This is a genomic window from Pseudomonas sp. S30_BP2TU TE3576 (assembly GCF_050436025.1).
GTDB lineage: Bacteria > Pseudomonadota > Gammaproteobacteria > Pseudomonadales > Pseudomonadaceae > Aquipseudomonas.
The window spans coordinates 4193552-4208711 of sequence record NZ_JBNDLK010000001.1 but is presented as its reverse complement, the minus strand read 5'-3'; the positions used below and the strand labels follow the sequence as shown (position 1 = coordinate 4208711).

General features: G+C 59.8%; 12 protein-coding genes, 1 rRNA gene and 1 pseudogene. 7 read left to right on the top strand and 7 right to left on the bottom strand.

Going from position 1 to position 15160, the window contains the following annotated elements:
• The first annotated feature begins 87 nt into the window (after positions 1-87).
• The 3 genes from ABIA48_RS19220 (at position 88) to ABIA48_RS19210 (ending at position 3538) form a co-directional block, all read left to right on the top strand.
• Positions 88-1506 carry a short-chain fatty acid transporter gene (locus ABIA48_RS19220; protein WP_310053866.1) on the top strand — a complete coding sequence of 473 codons (1419 nt, stop codon included), beginning with the start codon at positions 88-90 and terminating at the stop codon, positions 1504-1506.
• Between the two features lie 190 nt (positions 1507-1696).
• Positions 1697-2869 carry a hypothetical protein gene (locus ABIA48_RS19215; RefSeq protein WP_429490614.1) on the top strand — a complete coding sequence of 391 codons (1173 nt, stop codon included), beginning with the start codon at positions 1697-1699 and terminating at the stop codon, positions 2867-2869.
• Between the two features lie 144 nt (positions 2870-3013).
• Positions 3014-3538 carry a lysine methyltransferase gene (locus tag ABIA48_RS19210; RefSeq protein ID WP_429490612.1) on the top strand — a complete coding sequence of 175 codons (525 nt, stop codon included), beginning with the start codon at positions 3014-3016 and terminating at the stop codon, positions 3536-3538.
• 6 nt (positions 3539-3544) lie between these two features.
• On the opposite strand, the gene can is transcribed toward ABIA48_RS19210, so the two are convergent.
• Positions 3545-4189 (bottom strand): carbonate dehydratase, encoded by a 645-nt coding sequence (can, locus tag ABIA48_RS19205; RefSeq protein WP_007981797.1) that lies wholly within the window; start codon positions 4187-4189, stop codon positions 3545-3547.
• 169 nt (positions 4190-4358) lie between these two features.
• Between can and ABIA48_RS19200 the strand changes: the two genes are divergently transcribed.
• A complete protein-coding gene (locus ABIA48_RS19200; RefSeq protein WP_429490610.1) occupies positions 4359-4763 on the top strand; it encodes a serine kinase/phosphatase in 405 nt (134 codons plus the stop codon).
• Positions 4764-4864: 101 nt separating this feature from the next.
• On the opposite strand, the gene rimI is transcribed toward ABIA48_RS19200, so the two are convergent.
• Positions 4865-5317, bottom strand: coding sequence for a ribosomal protein S18-alanine N-acetyltransferase (gene rimI, locus ABIA48_RS19195; RefSeq protein ID WP_007981794.1), 453 nt, complete (start codon positions 5315-5317; stop codon positions 4865-4867).
• Positions 5310-6056 (bottom strand): energy transducer TonB, encoded by a 747-nt coding sequence (locus ABIA48_RS19190; protein WP_429492888.1) that lies wholly within the window; start codon positions 6054-6056, stop codon positions 5310-5312. Before ABIA48_RS19190 ends, rimI begins: the two co-directional genes overlap by 8 nt.
• Before the next feature lie 236 nt (positions 6057-6292).
• Here ABIA48_RS19190 and mksB point away from each other — a divergent pair, with 236 nt between their 5' ends.
• From mksB to mksF, 3 genes are read left to right on the top strand one after another with little or no spacing between them, the layout of a single operon-like run.
• Positions 6293-7567 carry an Mks condensin complex protein MksB gene (gene mksB, locus ABIA48_RS19185; RefSeq protein ID WP_429490608.1) on the top strand — a complete coding sequence of 425 codons (1275 nt, stop codon included), beginning with the start codon at positions 6293-6295 and terminating at the stop codon, positions 7565-7567.
• Positions 7557-8258 carry an Mks condensin complex protein MksE gene (gene mksE, locus ABIA48_RS19180; protein WP_007981789.1) on the top strand — a complete coding sequence of 234 codons (702 nt, stop codon included), beginning with the start codon at positions 7557-7559 and terminating at the stop codon, positions 8256-8258. Before mksB ends, mksE begins: the two co-directional genes overlap by 11 nt.
• Positions 8255-11095: an Mks condensin complex protein MksF gene (mksF, locus tag ABIA48_RS19175; protein ID WP_204931926.1), complete on the top strand. Its 2841-nt coding sequence runs from the start codon at positions 8255-8257 to the stop codon at positions 11093-11095. Before mksE ends, mksF begins: the two co-directional genes overlap by 4 nt.
• A 209-nt stretch (positions 11096-11304) precedes the next feature.
• On the opposite strand, the gene ABIA48_RS19170 is transcribed toward mksF, so the two are convergent.
• From ABIA48_RS19170 to rrf, 4 genes and pseudogenes are all read right to left on the bottom strand, one after another.
• Complete coding sequence (locus ABIA48_RS19170) at positions 11305-13608, bottom strand: intermembrane transport protein PqiB (protein ID WP_429490605.1); 2304 nt, start codon at positions 13606-13608, stop codon at positions 11305-11307.
• Positions 13601-14226: pseudogene (locus ABIA48_RS19165) on the bottom strand (paraquat-inducible protein A). Before ABIA48_RS19165 ends, ABIA48_RS19170 begins: the two are co-directional and overlap by 8 nt.
• A complete protein-coding gene (locus tag ABIA48_RS19160; RefSeq protein WP_429490603.1) occupies positions 14213-14872 on the bottom strand; it encodes a paraquat-inducible protein A in 660 nt (219 codons plus the stop codon). The pseudogene ABIA48_RS19165 and the gene ABIA48_RS19160 overlap by 14 nt, the downstream one beginning before the upstream one ends.
• 145 nt (positions 14873-15017) lie before the next feature.
• Positions 15018-15133 (bottom strand): 5S ribosomal RNA (gene rrf, locus ABIA48_RS19155).
• Positions 15134-15160 lie beyond the last annotated feature (27 nt).

Sequence of the window (15160 nt, the reverse complement as noted above, 5' to 3'; positions counted from 1 at the left end):
CTCGGGTTGAATTAATGTTGGCGTCTGTCCAGACGGGCCGCTACTGCCCCGAAGACCACAACAAACATAAAAATCCGAGGTACCTCCGTGGCCGCTGATATCGAAGATAGCCGCTCCGCCCGCTTTGCCCTGCGCTGCTCAAGTTTTGCCGAACGCTGGTTTCCTGACTCCTGGGTGTTTGCTGCCCTGGCAGTGATTATCGTGGCCCTGGCCACCATGGCGATGGGAGCCAAACCCACCGACGCTGCCATGGCGTTCGGTGACGGATTCTGGAGCCTGATTCCATTCACCATGCAGATGGCCTTCGTGGTGATCGGCGGTTATGTGGTCGCCAGTTCGCCACCGGCAGTGAAACTGATCGACCGTCTGGCGAAAATCCCGAAAAACGGCCGCTCTGCTGTCGCCTGGGTCGCCCTGATTTCCATGGTCGCGTCGTTGCTGAACTGGGGCTTGTCCCTGGTGTTCGGCGGATTGCTGGTGCGCGCCCTGGCCCGTCGCACCGATTTGAAAATGGACTACCGCGCCGCCGGTGCCGCCGCGTACCTGGGCCTGGGTGCCGTGTGGGCATTGGGCCTGTCGTCGTCCGCGGCGCAACTTCAGGCCAACCCGGCCAGCTTGCCGCCATCGATTCTGTCGATCACCGGGGTGATCCCGTTCACTCAGACAATTTTCCTCTGGCAGTCCGGTGTCATGTTGCTGGCATTGATCGTGATTTCCCTGATCATCGCCTATGCCACCGCCCCGGGCCCAAACTCGGCGCGAGACGCCAAGGCCTGCGGCGTCGACCCGAGTTTCAACCTGCCACCGTTGCAACCGCGCACCCGCCCCGGCGAATGGCTGGAATACAGCCCGTTGCTGACAATTCTGCTGGTGTTGCTGGCAGCCGGGTGGCTGTTCCATGAGTTTTCGACCAAACCGGCCATCAGTGCGATTTCCGGGCTGAACACCTACAACTTCCTGTTCATCATGCTGGGTGCCCTGTTGCACTGGCGTCCGCGCAGCTTACTGGACGCTGTGTCCCGCGCGGTGCCGACCACCACTGGCGTGTTGATCCAGTTCCCGCTGTACGGCTCGATCGCTGCATTGATGACCACGGTCAAAGGCGCCGATGCGCAGACCCTGGCGCACCACATCTCGACCTTTTTCGTCAGTATTGCCTCCCATGACACCTATGCCCTGCTGATGGGCGTGTACTCGGCGATCCTCGGTTTCTTCATTCCGTCCGGTGGCGGCAAGTGGATCATCGAAGCGCCATACGTCATGCAGGTGGCCAATGACCTGAACTATCACCTGGGGTGGGCCGTACAGATCTACAACGCCGCCGAAGCCTTGCCGAACCTGATCAACCCGTTCTACATGCTACCGTTGCTCGGTGTGCTGGGGCTGAAGGCGCGGGACCTGATCGGCTTCTCGTTCGTGCAGTTGCTGGTGCACACGCCGCTGGTGCTGCTGCTACTCTGGGTGTTGGGGACGACGCTGGCCTATACGCCGCCGGTGATGCCATAGCCTGAATTTACAACCTACGGAAATACATGTGGGAGCGGGCTTGCTCGCGAAGGCGGTGTGTCAATCAACGTGGAGGTGATTGATCCAATGCATTCGCGAGCAAGCCCGTTCCCACATTTGAAAGGTGCCACCAGCGGTTTCAGTACTTAGTACCCCGCTACCGGGAACCCACGCTGACAAGGATCTGAGCATGTTGAAACTTGCAGGACTCACCCTCGCGGCCCTCACCCTGAGTGCCGCTGCCCACGCCGATGTCGCCCTGAAACTGGGTAGTACCGAACGCGTTACCCGTCTCTTCGCCTATCCCAACAACTGCAACGTGATCTGCTTTCGCAACTGGACGCTTGAACAAACCGTCGAGCATTACCTGACCCAAAGCGTGGAGCGTGATGGCTATAGCGGGGCGAAGGTACTGGTCAAGACCGATAACAATCAGCTCCATGCAGAAATCAGTGGCGTACCCAACGGCTATGAAAAGCCCCTGGCCGCACTGCTCGACGCCGGTGATCTGGCCTACAACGGCGCCAGTAAACTGAATGCCGATGGCAAGTGGGCATATAGCTGGTACCTGTTCCTGCCATTGGGCATGGCCCTGGAAAACCGCAAAAGCGTCGAACTGCTGCACTTCCCGCCAGACTATTCGCTGACCCAGGCCCAGGATTACCTGAGGTCCGCCACCACGGATCGCTGGGCCACGCTGCTGACCGCCAATGGCATCCCGCCCGAGCAGACGCCAGGTTTTCAGACCATTGTCGACATCGCCCCTATCGCCGCCCCATCCAACGCAGGCAAGGACCTGGAGGGCGTCTACGGCTACTTCAAGGATTACCAAACCACCATGGTCAAGGAAGTCAGCCTGAACGCCAGCGGCGCAGCATTGCCGATGGTCGCCTTCGGCGCGCCGGTGCGTAACTGGATCAAAGAGCAATACGGGCCGACGGTGAACGTGTTGGGCCTGGTCCAAATCAACCCGGAAAATGGCGTGAACGTACCCGTGTTGGGCTCCAACCACCCGAGTTACATTTGGTATGCCGCCGATCCGGCAAACTATACCGGCAGTGATGCCCAAGCCAAGGCCGATGCGGCAGGCCTGAAGGTCATGGGCCAGGATTTGAGTGCTGCGTGCTGGCAGGCCGCCATGGGCCGCCAGCCGGACAGCAATCCAGACGTCGAGCTCAATACCTGCACGCAAACCTGGCAAGTGGCCCGGAAAGAAAAAACCTGCGAGCTGTTCTACACCTCGATCCGCAATCTGACGCCCCAACAGGCAGTGGGTAAATGCGCGACAGCTTCGATCGCGTCCCAGCTCAAACAACTCAAGGCACCGGCGCCAGCCACTGCGAAACCTGCTCCGCCGTTGTAGCCCGATGAACGGCTATCAATCTGTCACTTATGACAGTAGACCGCCCGTAGTATCTGCGAGAGGCTTGGGCTGAACCCATGTGCTGCAGCGCTGACAGGACCGTCGGCGCAAGGAAGTCGCAGCACCGAGCAGACAAGGATCGTTATGAAAGCCAATGCATTGCGCAAGTCTCTCGCACCGCCACCCGCGGGTGTTTATCCCTTCGCGGAGCTCCCCCTTCACCTCGGATTTCCGTCTCTGGACGATTTTGAAATCCTCACCAACGACAAAGGCACGGCAAAGGCCGCCGTGGCGCTACGCGAATTCCCCCGTATCAGCCGAGTCTGCCGGGTATCGGGGCATTTGCTGCCCTATCGCTGCCGGCATACACGGCAACTGGCGCCTGGTGTGCATGTCTACGACCCGCGCTTCTGTGGGCTGCTGCGACACTCCTGCGACCCGAATGTCTTTCTGGACATGAGTGAACTGTGGCTGTGGGCGTTGAAAGACCTGCAAAAGGGCGATTGGCTGTCGATGGACTACGCCGCCACTGAAGACAAACTGCTGCGCCAGTTTGCCTGTCGCTGCGGTTCGTATAACTGTCGGGGCTGGATCACCGGTTACGATGAGTCGCCAAACGCCGACGGCCAGCGGTTTCTGCAATGCTGGCGTCGGCAAAGCCACAATTGACGGACTTTATTGCGAGTCGACCGGCCGCAGGCGGTATTGCGGCGGCAATTGCTCGAATCCGCTGATGGTGGTGTTCAGGCTTTTCCAGCGACCGTCCTTGATGCCGTAGATGCAACCGTGGACCGACAGGCTCTGCCCGCGGTGCCAGGCATTTTGCACAATGCTGGTATGAGCGACGTTGGCCACTTGCTGAATCACGTTGAGTTCGCAGAGGCGGTCGACCTGCTCCTCTTCGGTGGCCAGTTTGGCCAGCTCTTCGCGCTTCTCGTAGTAGAGGTCTCGAATCGAACGCAGCCAGCCGTCGATCAAACCGAACTGGCGATCCTGCATCGCGGCGCGCACACCACCGCAGCCATAATGACCGGTGACGAGAATGTGTTTGACCTTGAGCACATCGACTGCGTACTGAATCACCGACAGGCAGTTCAGGTCGGTGTGCAGCACGACGTTGGCCACATTACGGTGGACGAACAGATCGCCCGGCAACATGCCGACGATCTCGTTGGCCGGCACCCGGGCGTCGGAACAGCCGATCCACAGGAACTCCGGTGTCTGTTGGCGGGCCAGCTTGGCGAAGAAGTCAGGATCTTCCTCCTTGATCGCAGCGGCCCAACGCTCGTTGTTATCAATCAGATCTTGTAATTCGTTCATGCAATGAAGCCTCGAGAATGATGCGCTGCTTTGACAGACGACCGCCCGTCGGGGTCACGCGCGAAAATGCAGATGCTCTCCTGATCCGGAACACGGGGCTCCATGCCGGTGGAATTCTCGGTCGCCACGTGGGTCAACCGTAGTAGGGCCTACAGTATGAGGAATTGCCATGAATGATTCACGACGTCCGTACGATGCGGTGCAACCGGAACCCATCGATGACGACGAAGACCGCATGGGCTCGGTGCATGAGCTGGATTTCGATACCGAAGAACCCGGCGCCAGAATCGGTGACGAACTGCCGGAAAAAGAGCGCGAGCAGCTGATGCCACGCCAGCGCATACGTGAAGCGGGCCTGACCGGTGCCTCGACCGATGACCATCAACCTACCGACGATGACCTGAGCCCGGAAACCCTGATCCGTGAAGACGGCGCCCGGGATGCCCATGAGGCGGGCAATGATCGTCGTGCGGATTGGGACCTGAGCATCGTCGACGAGGACGAAATTGGCGGTGGCAGTGGCCTGGATGAAGCGGAACTGGCGCTGCGCGATCCGATGGACGGCAAGCGATAGTTTTTTAGTGCCTGTTCAGCCGCCTTCGCGAGCAAGCCCGCTCCCACAGGGGGAATGCATTCCAAATGTGGGAGCGGGCTTGCTCGCGAAGCTTTCTAAGCTCAATCCACCAAAGTGCAGGCCATGACCACCGCATCTTCGCGCCCGCCCACCGCCGGGTAGTAATCCCGACGCCGGCCGATCTCGTTGAAACCGTAGCGCTCATACAGCTTGAACGCCGCAGTATTGCTGTCGCGCACTTCCAGGAAACACTCCCGGGCGTCGGCCTTGTAGGCAATCGACATCAAATGCTCAAGCAATGTCAGCCCCAGGCCACGACCCTGGTTTTCCGGCTTGACCGTAATATTCAGCAGGTGCGCCTCGTCGAGGATGATCTGCACCACACCGTGGCCTACCTGTTGCTGACCTTCGAACATCAGCCAGATCTGATACTTGCCCAGGCCATCGAGAAAAATCCCGCGAGTCCAGGGGTGGCTGTAGGCCGCGTATTCGATTTTCAGTACGGCTTCCAGGTCCGCCTCGGTCATCGGGCGAAACGATACAGCGTCACTCATTCGATTCTTTCCAGCGCGCCATCAGCCGACGCATGGCTTGCCAGACATCAGCCTTACGCTGTGGCTCTTCCATTAATAATTCCAGGCCCGGCACCGCCCAGGCCGAGCCCAGCCCTTCGATCTGCAACTCGCGATTGAACGCCCCGGCATCCGCTTCGCCGGCAAATCGCACGGCGGGCAAGCCGATCAGCCACAAGCAGGCGCATGGCGTTTCTTCCATGCGCACCGAGAGAAAACCTTGCACGAAGTCGCGGGCCGCTTCCGGGCCTTGATCCATCGTGCCACGCACCAGCAACGGCCAGCGTACCGGCTCGCCGACGATCTGCGGGCTGTCCGGCAGACCGGCAGCGCGCAGCATGTCTTTAAGCAGCAGGTAAGCAGGATCGCGAGTCTGGAAGGGTTCGCCTGTGGGTAACTCCACCAGTAGCAGGCAACGCCCGGCCCGCAGCAATTGCAGGGCGAAACGCGGGGGCGGCACGATCGGCGCCTTGACCGCGACGGGCGCCTCTTCGGCCTCTTCCACCGGTTTGGCACCGGTGCGCGTGCTCGCCAGCGACGGCCGCGGCACCTCGATCTTCACCCGCTCGGCCGGTTTGACCGCCGGCGCCACGGGCGTTTCAGCCACGACAGCGGACACGACAGGCGCGACCACAACCGGCTCGGGCATCTCCAGCAGCTCGGGCCGGGAAGGCGCAGCAAAGGGCAATTCGGTGCGCGGCAGCCAGTTGACCACCTGCATGGCGGCCAGATAAGCGCGACGACGGGACTCGATAAGCAAAGGTCGGCCACTTGTGGATAACTAAAGTGCGCTGATTCTACCGCCGTTCGCACAAGATCGCCCGCAGTTGATCGATAGACTTCACCGATAGTCTTTCCACCTATGAAAAATGGCGACAGCCCGTCCCGAGAGTGAATCGCATTGCCCCCGATGCAGTACAATCGCGGCTTTTAATCGCCAACCAGCCGGCCATTCCGATGATCGAACCCAAGCGCGTCTTGCGCGCCCTCGCTGAACACTGGGCACTTCTGGAGCCACTGTGCGAGCACTTCGACCAAGGCACACTGAGCCTGAACGAACTGCGCACGCAACTGGCCGCCCAGCAACTGGACAGTACGCCGCAGGACATTACCAGCCTGCTGGATGTGTGGATTCGCCTCGACATCCTGGTTCCCGTGGCCAAAAGCCCGAACCGTTTCGAGCTCAATGCGCAGATTCACGACTTCCTCGCCTATCTGCGCCGTGAACACCGTCTGGGCCTGTGCCTGGAGATCGAAGCCTACCTGCGCCACCTTGAGCGCCTGGCCGGCTACATCCAGGACGCCTTCGAGATCCGCGATGGCAACGACCTGGCGCGACAGTTGCGCTTGCTCGACATGCGCGTGCGTGACGTGCTGAAAAAACTCGATAACGACGAACAGGCACTGGTGGCCGTCGCCGAACGGGCGAAAACCAGCGACCGGCAGATTCCGTTGCGCCAGCGTTACGCGGAAGTGCTGGCGACCTGGGACGAATACGTCGAGCCGATGATTGATCTGGTGAACGCCGACGGCGCCTTCGAACAAGGCGTGCGCAAGGTCGAAACCGTCCTGCTGAAGATGCTCTCCGAGCAGCAACGCCTCGGCCACCTGGTCGACGACGACATGCTGCTGCGCACTCATGCGCGCATCCTCGAAATGCAGACCAGCGCTCAACTGACCCTGCGTCATGCCCGCGAGCTGCTGTTGCCACTGCGTGAAGAAGCCCGCCGGCACAACGCCGTGACCCGTGGTGCGGCGCTGGCCCTGTCGATGATCCGCCGCAAGGGCATCGACGCCGTACCGCAGGCGGCGATGCCGATGTTCACCCGCCCGCAAAGCACTTTCCTCGGCAGCGCCAGCCAGGTCGAAGCCTATGTTTATGCCCTGGCGCGTTTCGAACCGAAACCGGCGCGTTTCCCCAAGGCCCACAAAACGCAAAAAGGCGAAGCCCCACGGGCGCCACGCACGGTTCGGGAAATGCTCGAACGCTGCGAAGACGCTCTGCCGATGCCGGACCTGATGACCTGGCTGCTGGAGCAGGAACCGGACGGCGCCACCGACGAATTGCTCTACTGGTTCTCGCGCCTGTCGCGAGAAAAACGCTTCAAGCGCGAGCGTCTGGAACGTCGCGAATACCATACTCACGAGCACCAGGTCAGCCTGCGCTCCTTCGCCCTGCTCTCGGTCAGCGACACCGCCGAGGATTCTGCGAGCACCCACTATGCATCTTGATCTTTCCGAACTGTCCCAACTGGCACCGATCTTTCGCGAGCTGTTCAAGGGTTACCACGTCAGCCGCCGTGATCCGGAGCTGTACGCACAATTGTCGAACTTCCAGGACCAGTACCGCACGTTATTCAAGGCCCTGGGCTTTGAACTGGTCTGCGACACCCGCGGCTTCTACTACTTCGTGCCGGACCTCGCGGCGGCAGCGGTGAACAAGACCGCCCAGCGTCTGGCGCTGTTCACCTTCATCCTCGTCGAGCATCTGGCCGATCAGGGCCGAGACCCGATCGCCGTGCTCGACGGTGGCAGCCTGGGGCGCGATGAGTTGCCGTCGCTGCTGGAAAAATACCGCGACCTGTTCATCCAGGCCGAAGTGCAGACCCAGGACGAGCTGGAAGAAAAGATCATGCGCCGCATGACCCAGCTCGGTTTCGCCAGCGAAGAAAACGGCATCTACCGCTTCCTGCCGCCGATGCACCGCTTCCTCGACGTCTGCCTGTCGGTGCAGCAGGACCGCGATCTGGCCGCCAGCCTGCACAGCGTCCTGCCGTTGCCGGTGCCGGTGCTGATCGACGAAGACAGTGACGAAAAACTGCTGCAGACCGACGACCCGCTCGACCTCGCTGAGTTTGCGGACGAGAGCGAAGAAGACGCCCTGGCCCGCGCCATTGCCGAAGAACAGGAGCTCGACGCATGAGCAAGGAACGTTACGGCATCCGCCGCTTTGCCCTTTTGAACACCGCCGGCTACAGCCTCGGCCTGTTCCCGCTGGAAGAGCCACTGTCGGTGTACGGCGCGAACAACCTCGGTAAATCCGCCTCGATCAACGCCTTGCAGTTCCCGATCCTGGCACGCATGTCGGACATGAGCTTCGGCAAGTACAGCCTGGAACAATCCCGGCGCTTCTACTTCGCCTCGGACACCAGTTACATCCTGGTGGAAGTGAACCTGCCCCACGGTCCACACGTGATCGGTGTGGTCGGCCGCGGCCCGGGCGGCGGTTTTGGTCACCAGTTCTTTGCCTATGCCGGCAAACTGGACCTGGCCCACTACCAGAAGAACGACACCTGCCTGCGCCAGAAAGAACTGTTCACCAACCTTGAACGCGAAGGCCTGAAAGCCTATGAACTCAAGCCGGACGAACTGCGCCGTTTGCTGGTCGGTGGCCACACCTCGATTCCGCTGGACCTGACGCTGATTCCATTGCGCTCCACCAGCGAGCAGAGCCTGAAGACCTTCCGCGCGCTGTTCATCAACCTGCTGCACATGCGCGAAATCACTGCGGCCAAGCTCAAGCAGTTATTCCTTGATGCGTTCGAACACAGCCTGCGTTCCGGCAGCGTCGACTACATCGCCGCGTGCGAAGAAGCGTTCCGCGATGTGCGACGCATGGAACAGGACTACAACTCGCTGGTCGCCGCCGGCCCACTGGTCGAAGCCCTGGCCAACGGCGTGAAGCAACGCGACGTCCTGCGCGGCAAACTGCACCGGATCTCGCCGTTGCTCGATTCGCTGCTGGGCACCTGGTCGGACTACGCCAGTGCGCGCAAGGAAGAGCTGACCATTCAGGCCGAGCACTACCGCAACGAACAGGACGCCCTGCAAAACGACCAGCGCGGTGGCACTCAGGAACTGATGCGCCTGGAGCGGGAAATCACCGGCATCCAGCGCTGGCTCGGCGAACTGTCGGTGCTCAAGCATCGCTTTGCCCTGATCGATGACGTCAAGGTGCTGGAGCAGCAACTGCTCGCGGCCAAGGATGCCCACGACGAACTCGCCGGTGCGTTGGCGCAATCCCGCCAGTTCAGCGCCGAGGACCTGGAAGAGCGTCTGCGCGACCTGGAAAAACGCCTGAAGTCGGTCAAGCAGCAACTCGACCACGCAGACAACAACAGCTACGCCCGCCTGCGCGAAGAATTCTCGCAGCAAGACGTCGAACGCCTGATGCGCCTGTTCAACAGCGCACTGTTCAGCCTGCCGCTGGGCGAACACGGCATCACCCTTGACGACGATGGCGAGTGGGTCAAATCCGTAGAGCTGATCCTCGACGGTTTCAAAGGCGAACGTTTCGAGGTGCCGGGCCTGTCGATCGACATTTCGCACATCGAACCACCGGCATTGCAGGCCCTGGCTGACCGAGCGGCCCTGCGCGACCAGAAAGAACGTCTGGAAAAAGAACTCAAGCAACTGAAAACCCAGCAAGCCGTGGCTGCCGACCGCGCCGCGAGCAAAACCCAGACCGAGGCCCTGTACCAGCAAGTGCTCGATGCACAGAAAGCCCTGGAAGATTTCCGCCGCGCGCAAACCCTGAGCGCCGAGGAAGGCGACAAGCTGGAACAACTGGCGCAGATGGAAGCCGCCCAAGACGAATTGAAGCGTTCCAGCGATGCCTTCACCGAGCGCGTCCAGCAACTGTCGGCCAAGCTGCAACTGGTTGGCCGGCAGATCGGCGACATGGAAGCCAAGCAACGCACCCTCGACGACGCCCTGCGCCGCCGTCAGCTGTTGCCGGCAGACCTGCCTTTCGGCACGCCATTCATGGACCCGGTCGACGATTCCATGGACAACCTGCTGCCGCTGCTCAATGACTATCAGGACAGTTGGCAAGGCCTGCTGCGGGCCGATGGCCAGATCGAAGCGCTGTACGCTCAGGTGCGCCTCAAAGGCGTGGCCAAGTTCGACAGCGAAGACGATATGGAGCGTCGCCTGCAACTGTTGATCAACGCCTATGCGCACCGCACCGACGAAGCCCTGACCCTGGGCAAGGCTCGCCGTGCCGCCGTGACGGACATCGCCCGGACCCTGCGCAACATCCGTAGCGATTACGACAGCCTCGAGCACCAACTGGCACTGTTCAACCGCGAGATCAACAAACGCCAGGTCTCCAACCTGCAAAGCTTCCGCATCGTGCTTGCACCGAACAAGGAAGCGCTCAAGCACATCGACCAGATCATCCACAGTGCCGGCCAGTACGAGGAAGGCGAAACCCTGTCGGTCTTCGACCTCAGCCAAAGCGCCGAGCAGGACAACAAGAACGAAGAAGCCAAGGAATACCTGGCGCGACTGGTGGCGGCCAACCACAACCAGCTCGGCCTCAAGGACTTGTTCGAGCTGGCGTTCGAGATCACCAAGGTCAACGGCCAACCGGTGATCCACACCGACATCGACGGCGCCGCCTCCAACGGCACCACCATGACCATCAAGGCGCTGACCAACATGTATTTGTTGCTGCACTTGATGGACCGTGACCAGGCCGGTCGCGTACGCCTGCCGTACTACCTTGACGAGGCGGCGGACATCGATGAGAAGAACCAGGCCGCCTTGCTGGAAACCAGCCTGCAACTGGGCTTCGTGCCGATTCTGGCGAGCGTGAAGCCGCAGGTCTGCGCCAGTGTCGCCATCGACCTGGAAGGCGGCAGCGGCCCGGCCGGCATCTACATCGACGAGGCGGACTGGAAGTACATCCGTCGTCACGACCAGGTCAAGGCAACGGTCAACGAACAAGCGGATGAACCGGAGCTGGACGCGGTCTGAGGCTTGAATCGAAGGCAGTAAAAAGGCCGCGATCCAATGGATCGCGGCCTTTTTTATGGGCGCTGAATCAGATTTTCAGTGAGTTCAAGGGCCTCTTCGCGAGCAAGCCCGCTCCCACATTTGATCGCATTTCTTCAGGAACCACCCAGCCCCTGTGGGAGCGGGCTTGCCCGCGAAGGCGTCATCACAGACGCCCAATCAAATCCCTGTTATTTACCAAGGCTAATCTTCGGCGCCCAGCCCAGCCATTCCTCTTCAAATTTGTCGAACAGTGCGAACGTCTGCTCCGGTCTTGCCGGGCTACCCATGCGCTCGCCATCCGGCGTGGCGAAGGCGACACCGCCCTGAATCATCGTTTCCAGGGATTCAGTTCGCACCGTTGCGCCTTTGAACAGGCCGACATCGAAGTCGAAACCGCTGGTGTTCCAGAACCGCGTACCGCTGCGTACCAGTGGCGCGTATTTCGGCTCGATCAGAATATGGATCAACACACGATCAGCGGTCTCTCCCAGTTCATAACCAGTCACCTTGCCCACTGTTATTTCGCGATAGGTCACCGGCACGCCGGCCTTCAGCGAACCTCGACGAGCGGCGCTCAGCACCAGACTCAGTCCCGCTTCCTGCTTGGCCGTTTCCGGCGCAGTGACCAAAGCGACAAAGTTCTTCTGCGGTCCCAGATTCTTCGGCGCCGGCTGCACCTCGATGTATTGCCCGGTTACCAGGGTTTCGAGGTTGGACGTCTTGATCAGGCCCAGTTCAGGCTTGACCACCCAGAACTGACTACCGACCCGGGCGATGCGCTCCGGCACTTCGGTAATCCGTGCGGTCAGCAGCACCGATTGCAGATCCTCGCTGAGATCAACGCCTTCCACCTTGCCGACATCCAGACCTTTGAAACGAATCGGAGTGCCGGTACGCAAGCCATCAGCGCGATCCAGCTTGATCGTGATGACTTCGCCTTTCTGCGTGGCCTCTTCATGGTTGGCGAACAGACGGAAACGTGGCACACGCTTTTGCAACGGGGCTTTGTCTCGTGGGGTCTCGAAGGCAATGCCGCCGGCCATCAAGCTCTGCAACGATTCACTTTTAATCTGGACCCCACCGGTCAGCCCGCCCGTGAGGGTGATGCCACTGGCGTTCCAGAAGCGCGTCGAGGCGTTGACCAGGCCTTCGTATTCCTTCTCGATGTGCACACCAATGATCAGTTGTTTTTTGGTGCGTGAGAACTGATAGCTCTGCACGGAGCCGACTTTAACTTGTTTGTAGAGAACCGGGCTGCCGACTTCCAGCGAGCCGAGATTTTCCGTGAACAACACCAAATGCAGGCCGGGCGCACGCAGATCCAGCGGCGGCGCCTTGGCTCGCGCCACAAACTCCCGTTGTGGTGCCGACCCCTTGTCGCCAGGTCGCACAGCGATGTAGTTGCCTTTGACCAACGCCTCAAGGCCGGTAATCCCCGCCAGAGAAATCGACGGTTTGACCACCCAGAATTGTGTGCCTTCGACCAGGTAATCCTCGGCCAACGGGTCCATCGTCAACTCGGCGGTGGCCCCGGACAGGTCAGGATCGACCTTCAGCGCCTTGAGATTGCCGACCTGAATGCCTTTGTACATCACCGGCGTACGACCGGCCTGCAAGCCTTCAAAGTCGCTGAGCTTGACCTTCACCCGGATACCGGCTGCCGCCGCATCGAAATCTTCATAGAGTCTGAACGGCAGGCTTGGGTCGGTCGGCGGGCTGTCCTTGCGGTTTTCAGGCGTAGCGAACGCAATACCACCGGCGACGATGCTGGCCAGGGACTCGCTGCGCACTTTCACACCGGACAGATTGGCGTCGATGCTGATGCCACTGGCATTCCAGAAACGCGTGTGTTTACGCACCAGTTTGGCGTAGGTCGGCTCGATGAAGACCTTGAGCTCGACAGTGCTCTGATCTTCGGAGAGCACGTAGCTCTTGATCTGCCCCACCTTGATCTGTTTGTAGAACACTGGACTGCCACGGTTCAGCGAACCCAGGCGATCGGCCTTGATGGTCAGGTGCAGACCCGGCTGGGCATCGGAGAGCGGTGGCTCCTGAACCAGGGCCTTGAACTTGCGAACCGGTTCACCCTCACCCGGACTGATCGCAACGTAGTTGCCCGAAACCAGCGTCTCGAGGCCAGTAATACCAGCCAGAGTCACGCTCGGCTTCACAAGCCAGAAACGCGTGCTGGTTCGCAGGTATTGCTCCACATCCTTGTTCATTTCGATGCTGGCGATCACACCTTTGGAACTGCCCTCGTCATCGAGCTTCAGGCTTTTGACCTTGCCGACCGGCATGCCTTTATAGACAACTTCGGTCTTGTTGGCCTGAATGCCTTCGCCACTCTCAAAACGCACCTGAATCTCGATACCGGTCTCGTTATAGGCACGCCAGCCAAGCCAGCCCCCGATGATCAAGGCGATCAGGGGCAACACCCAAATGGCAGACCAGTTCGAGGCCGGTCGGGTTTTCGCTACAGGCAAATCAGTCATGGTCGTCGTCCGACTCCGTGTTATCCCAAATCAGTCGGGGATCGAAAGTTACTGCGGCAAGCATCGTCAGAATCACCACTGTGGCGAAAGCGATGGCGCCAAGATTGGCTTCGATGCTGGCAAGCCGCCCAAAATTCACGACCGCCACGAGGATGGCGATCACAAAGATATCGAGCATCGACCAGCGGCCGATGAATTCAATGAAACGGTACATCCAGATACGCTGGCGAGCCGAAAGGGGCTGACGACGCTGCACGGAAAACAGCAGCAGAGCGATGCCCACCAGCTTGAACGTGGGCACCACGATACTGGCGATAAACACCACGGCCGCAATGGGGAACATTCCGTAGTGCATCAACTCGATCACACCGGCCATGATCGTGCTGGGCGCACCTTTGCCCAGGGAGTTCACGGTCATGATCGGCAACAAATTGGCCGGTATGTAAAGAATGGCGGCTGTAATCAGCAATGCCCAGGTTCGCACCAGGCTATTCGGGCTGCGGGCATGCACCAACGCTCCGCAGCGTGTACAGACTTGCTCATCTCGGTATCAGCTTCCTGCCTGTTCAATTCATGACATTCCTTGCAAATCAGAATGCCTGCATCAATCGCCCGCATGGGCATCCTCTCCTGATAACGCTTGCCAGATCTGGTGAGGCGACATCACGACCTCCAGCCAGACTTGAATCAGCAACAAACCAATGAAGCACGCCAGGCCGAGGCCCACGGTGATTGCTGCCATATCTGCCAGCTTGACGATCGCCACCAGCACGCCCATGAAGTAAACCTCGAGCATCCCCCATTCGCGTATGTGGTGATAAATCCGATAGAGCAACAAGCCGTAGCTGCGTCCGACATCAAAACGGATACTCAACAATACGGCCAATTGGCACAGTAGCTTGAGCAGCGGGATCCCCATGCTGCACAGGAACACGACCACTGAAACGCTTTGCATGCCTGTATCAAAAAGGGCGACAACACCGCTCCAGACAGTGTCTTGCGAAGATTGCCCGAGCAGATTGAGTTGCATGATGGGTAAAAAGTTCGCCGGAATAAACAACATCAAGGCGGCGATGACCAAGGCAAGGCTGCGCTGTACGACGTTGTAGCGATGGGCATAAAGCTCGTAGCCACAGCGCGGGCACAGGGCTTTTTCGCCGTGGGCGAGTACGGGTTTGCGCATCAGCAGGTCGCACTCATGACAGGCAACCAGATTGTCTAGCGGTAATTCTGACAGCCCTGGGGCGTCAACCGGATCCGGCATAAAGGCTCTGACTCTGAAGAAGTTGGGCCTATTCTAGTGCCATGGGCTGAAAATAACTGTGCAAAATGTGCAACGGTCAGCGCTGTTTTTTCACGCACAAAAACAAAACCCCAACTGCTTGCGCAATTGGGGTTTCGGAATTTGATCTTGACGATGACCTACTCTCACATGGGGAAACCCCACACTACCATCGGCGATGCATCGTTTCACTGCTGAGTTCGGGATGGGATCAGGTGGTTCCAATGCTCTATGGTCGTCAAGAAATTCGGGTACTGAGTCGTGACCGGC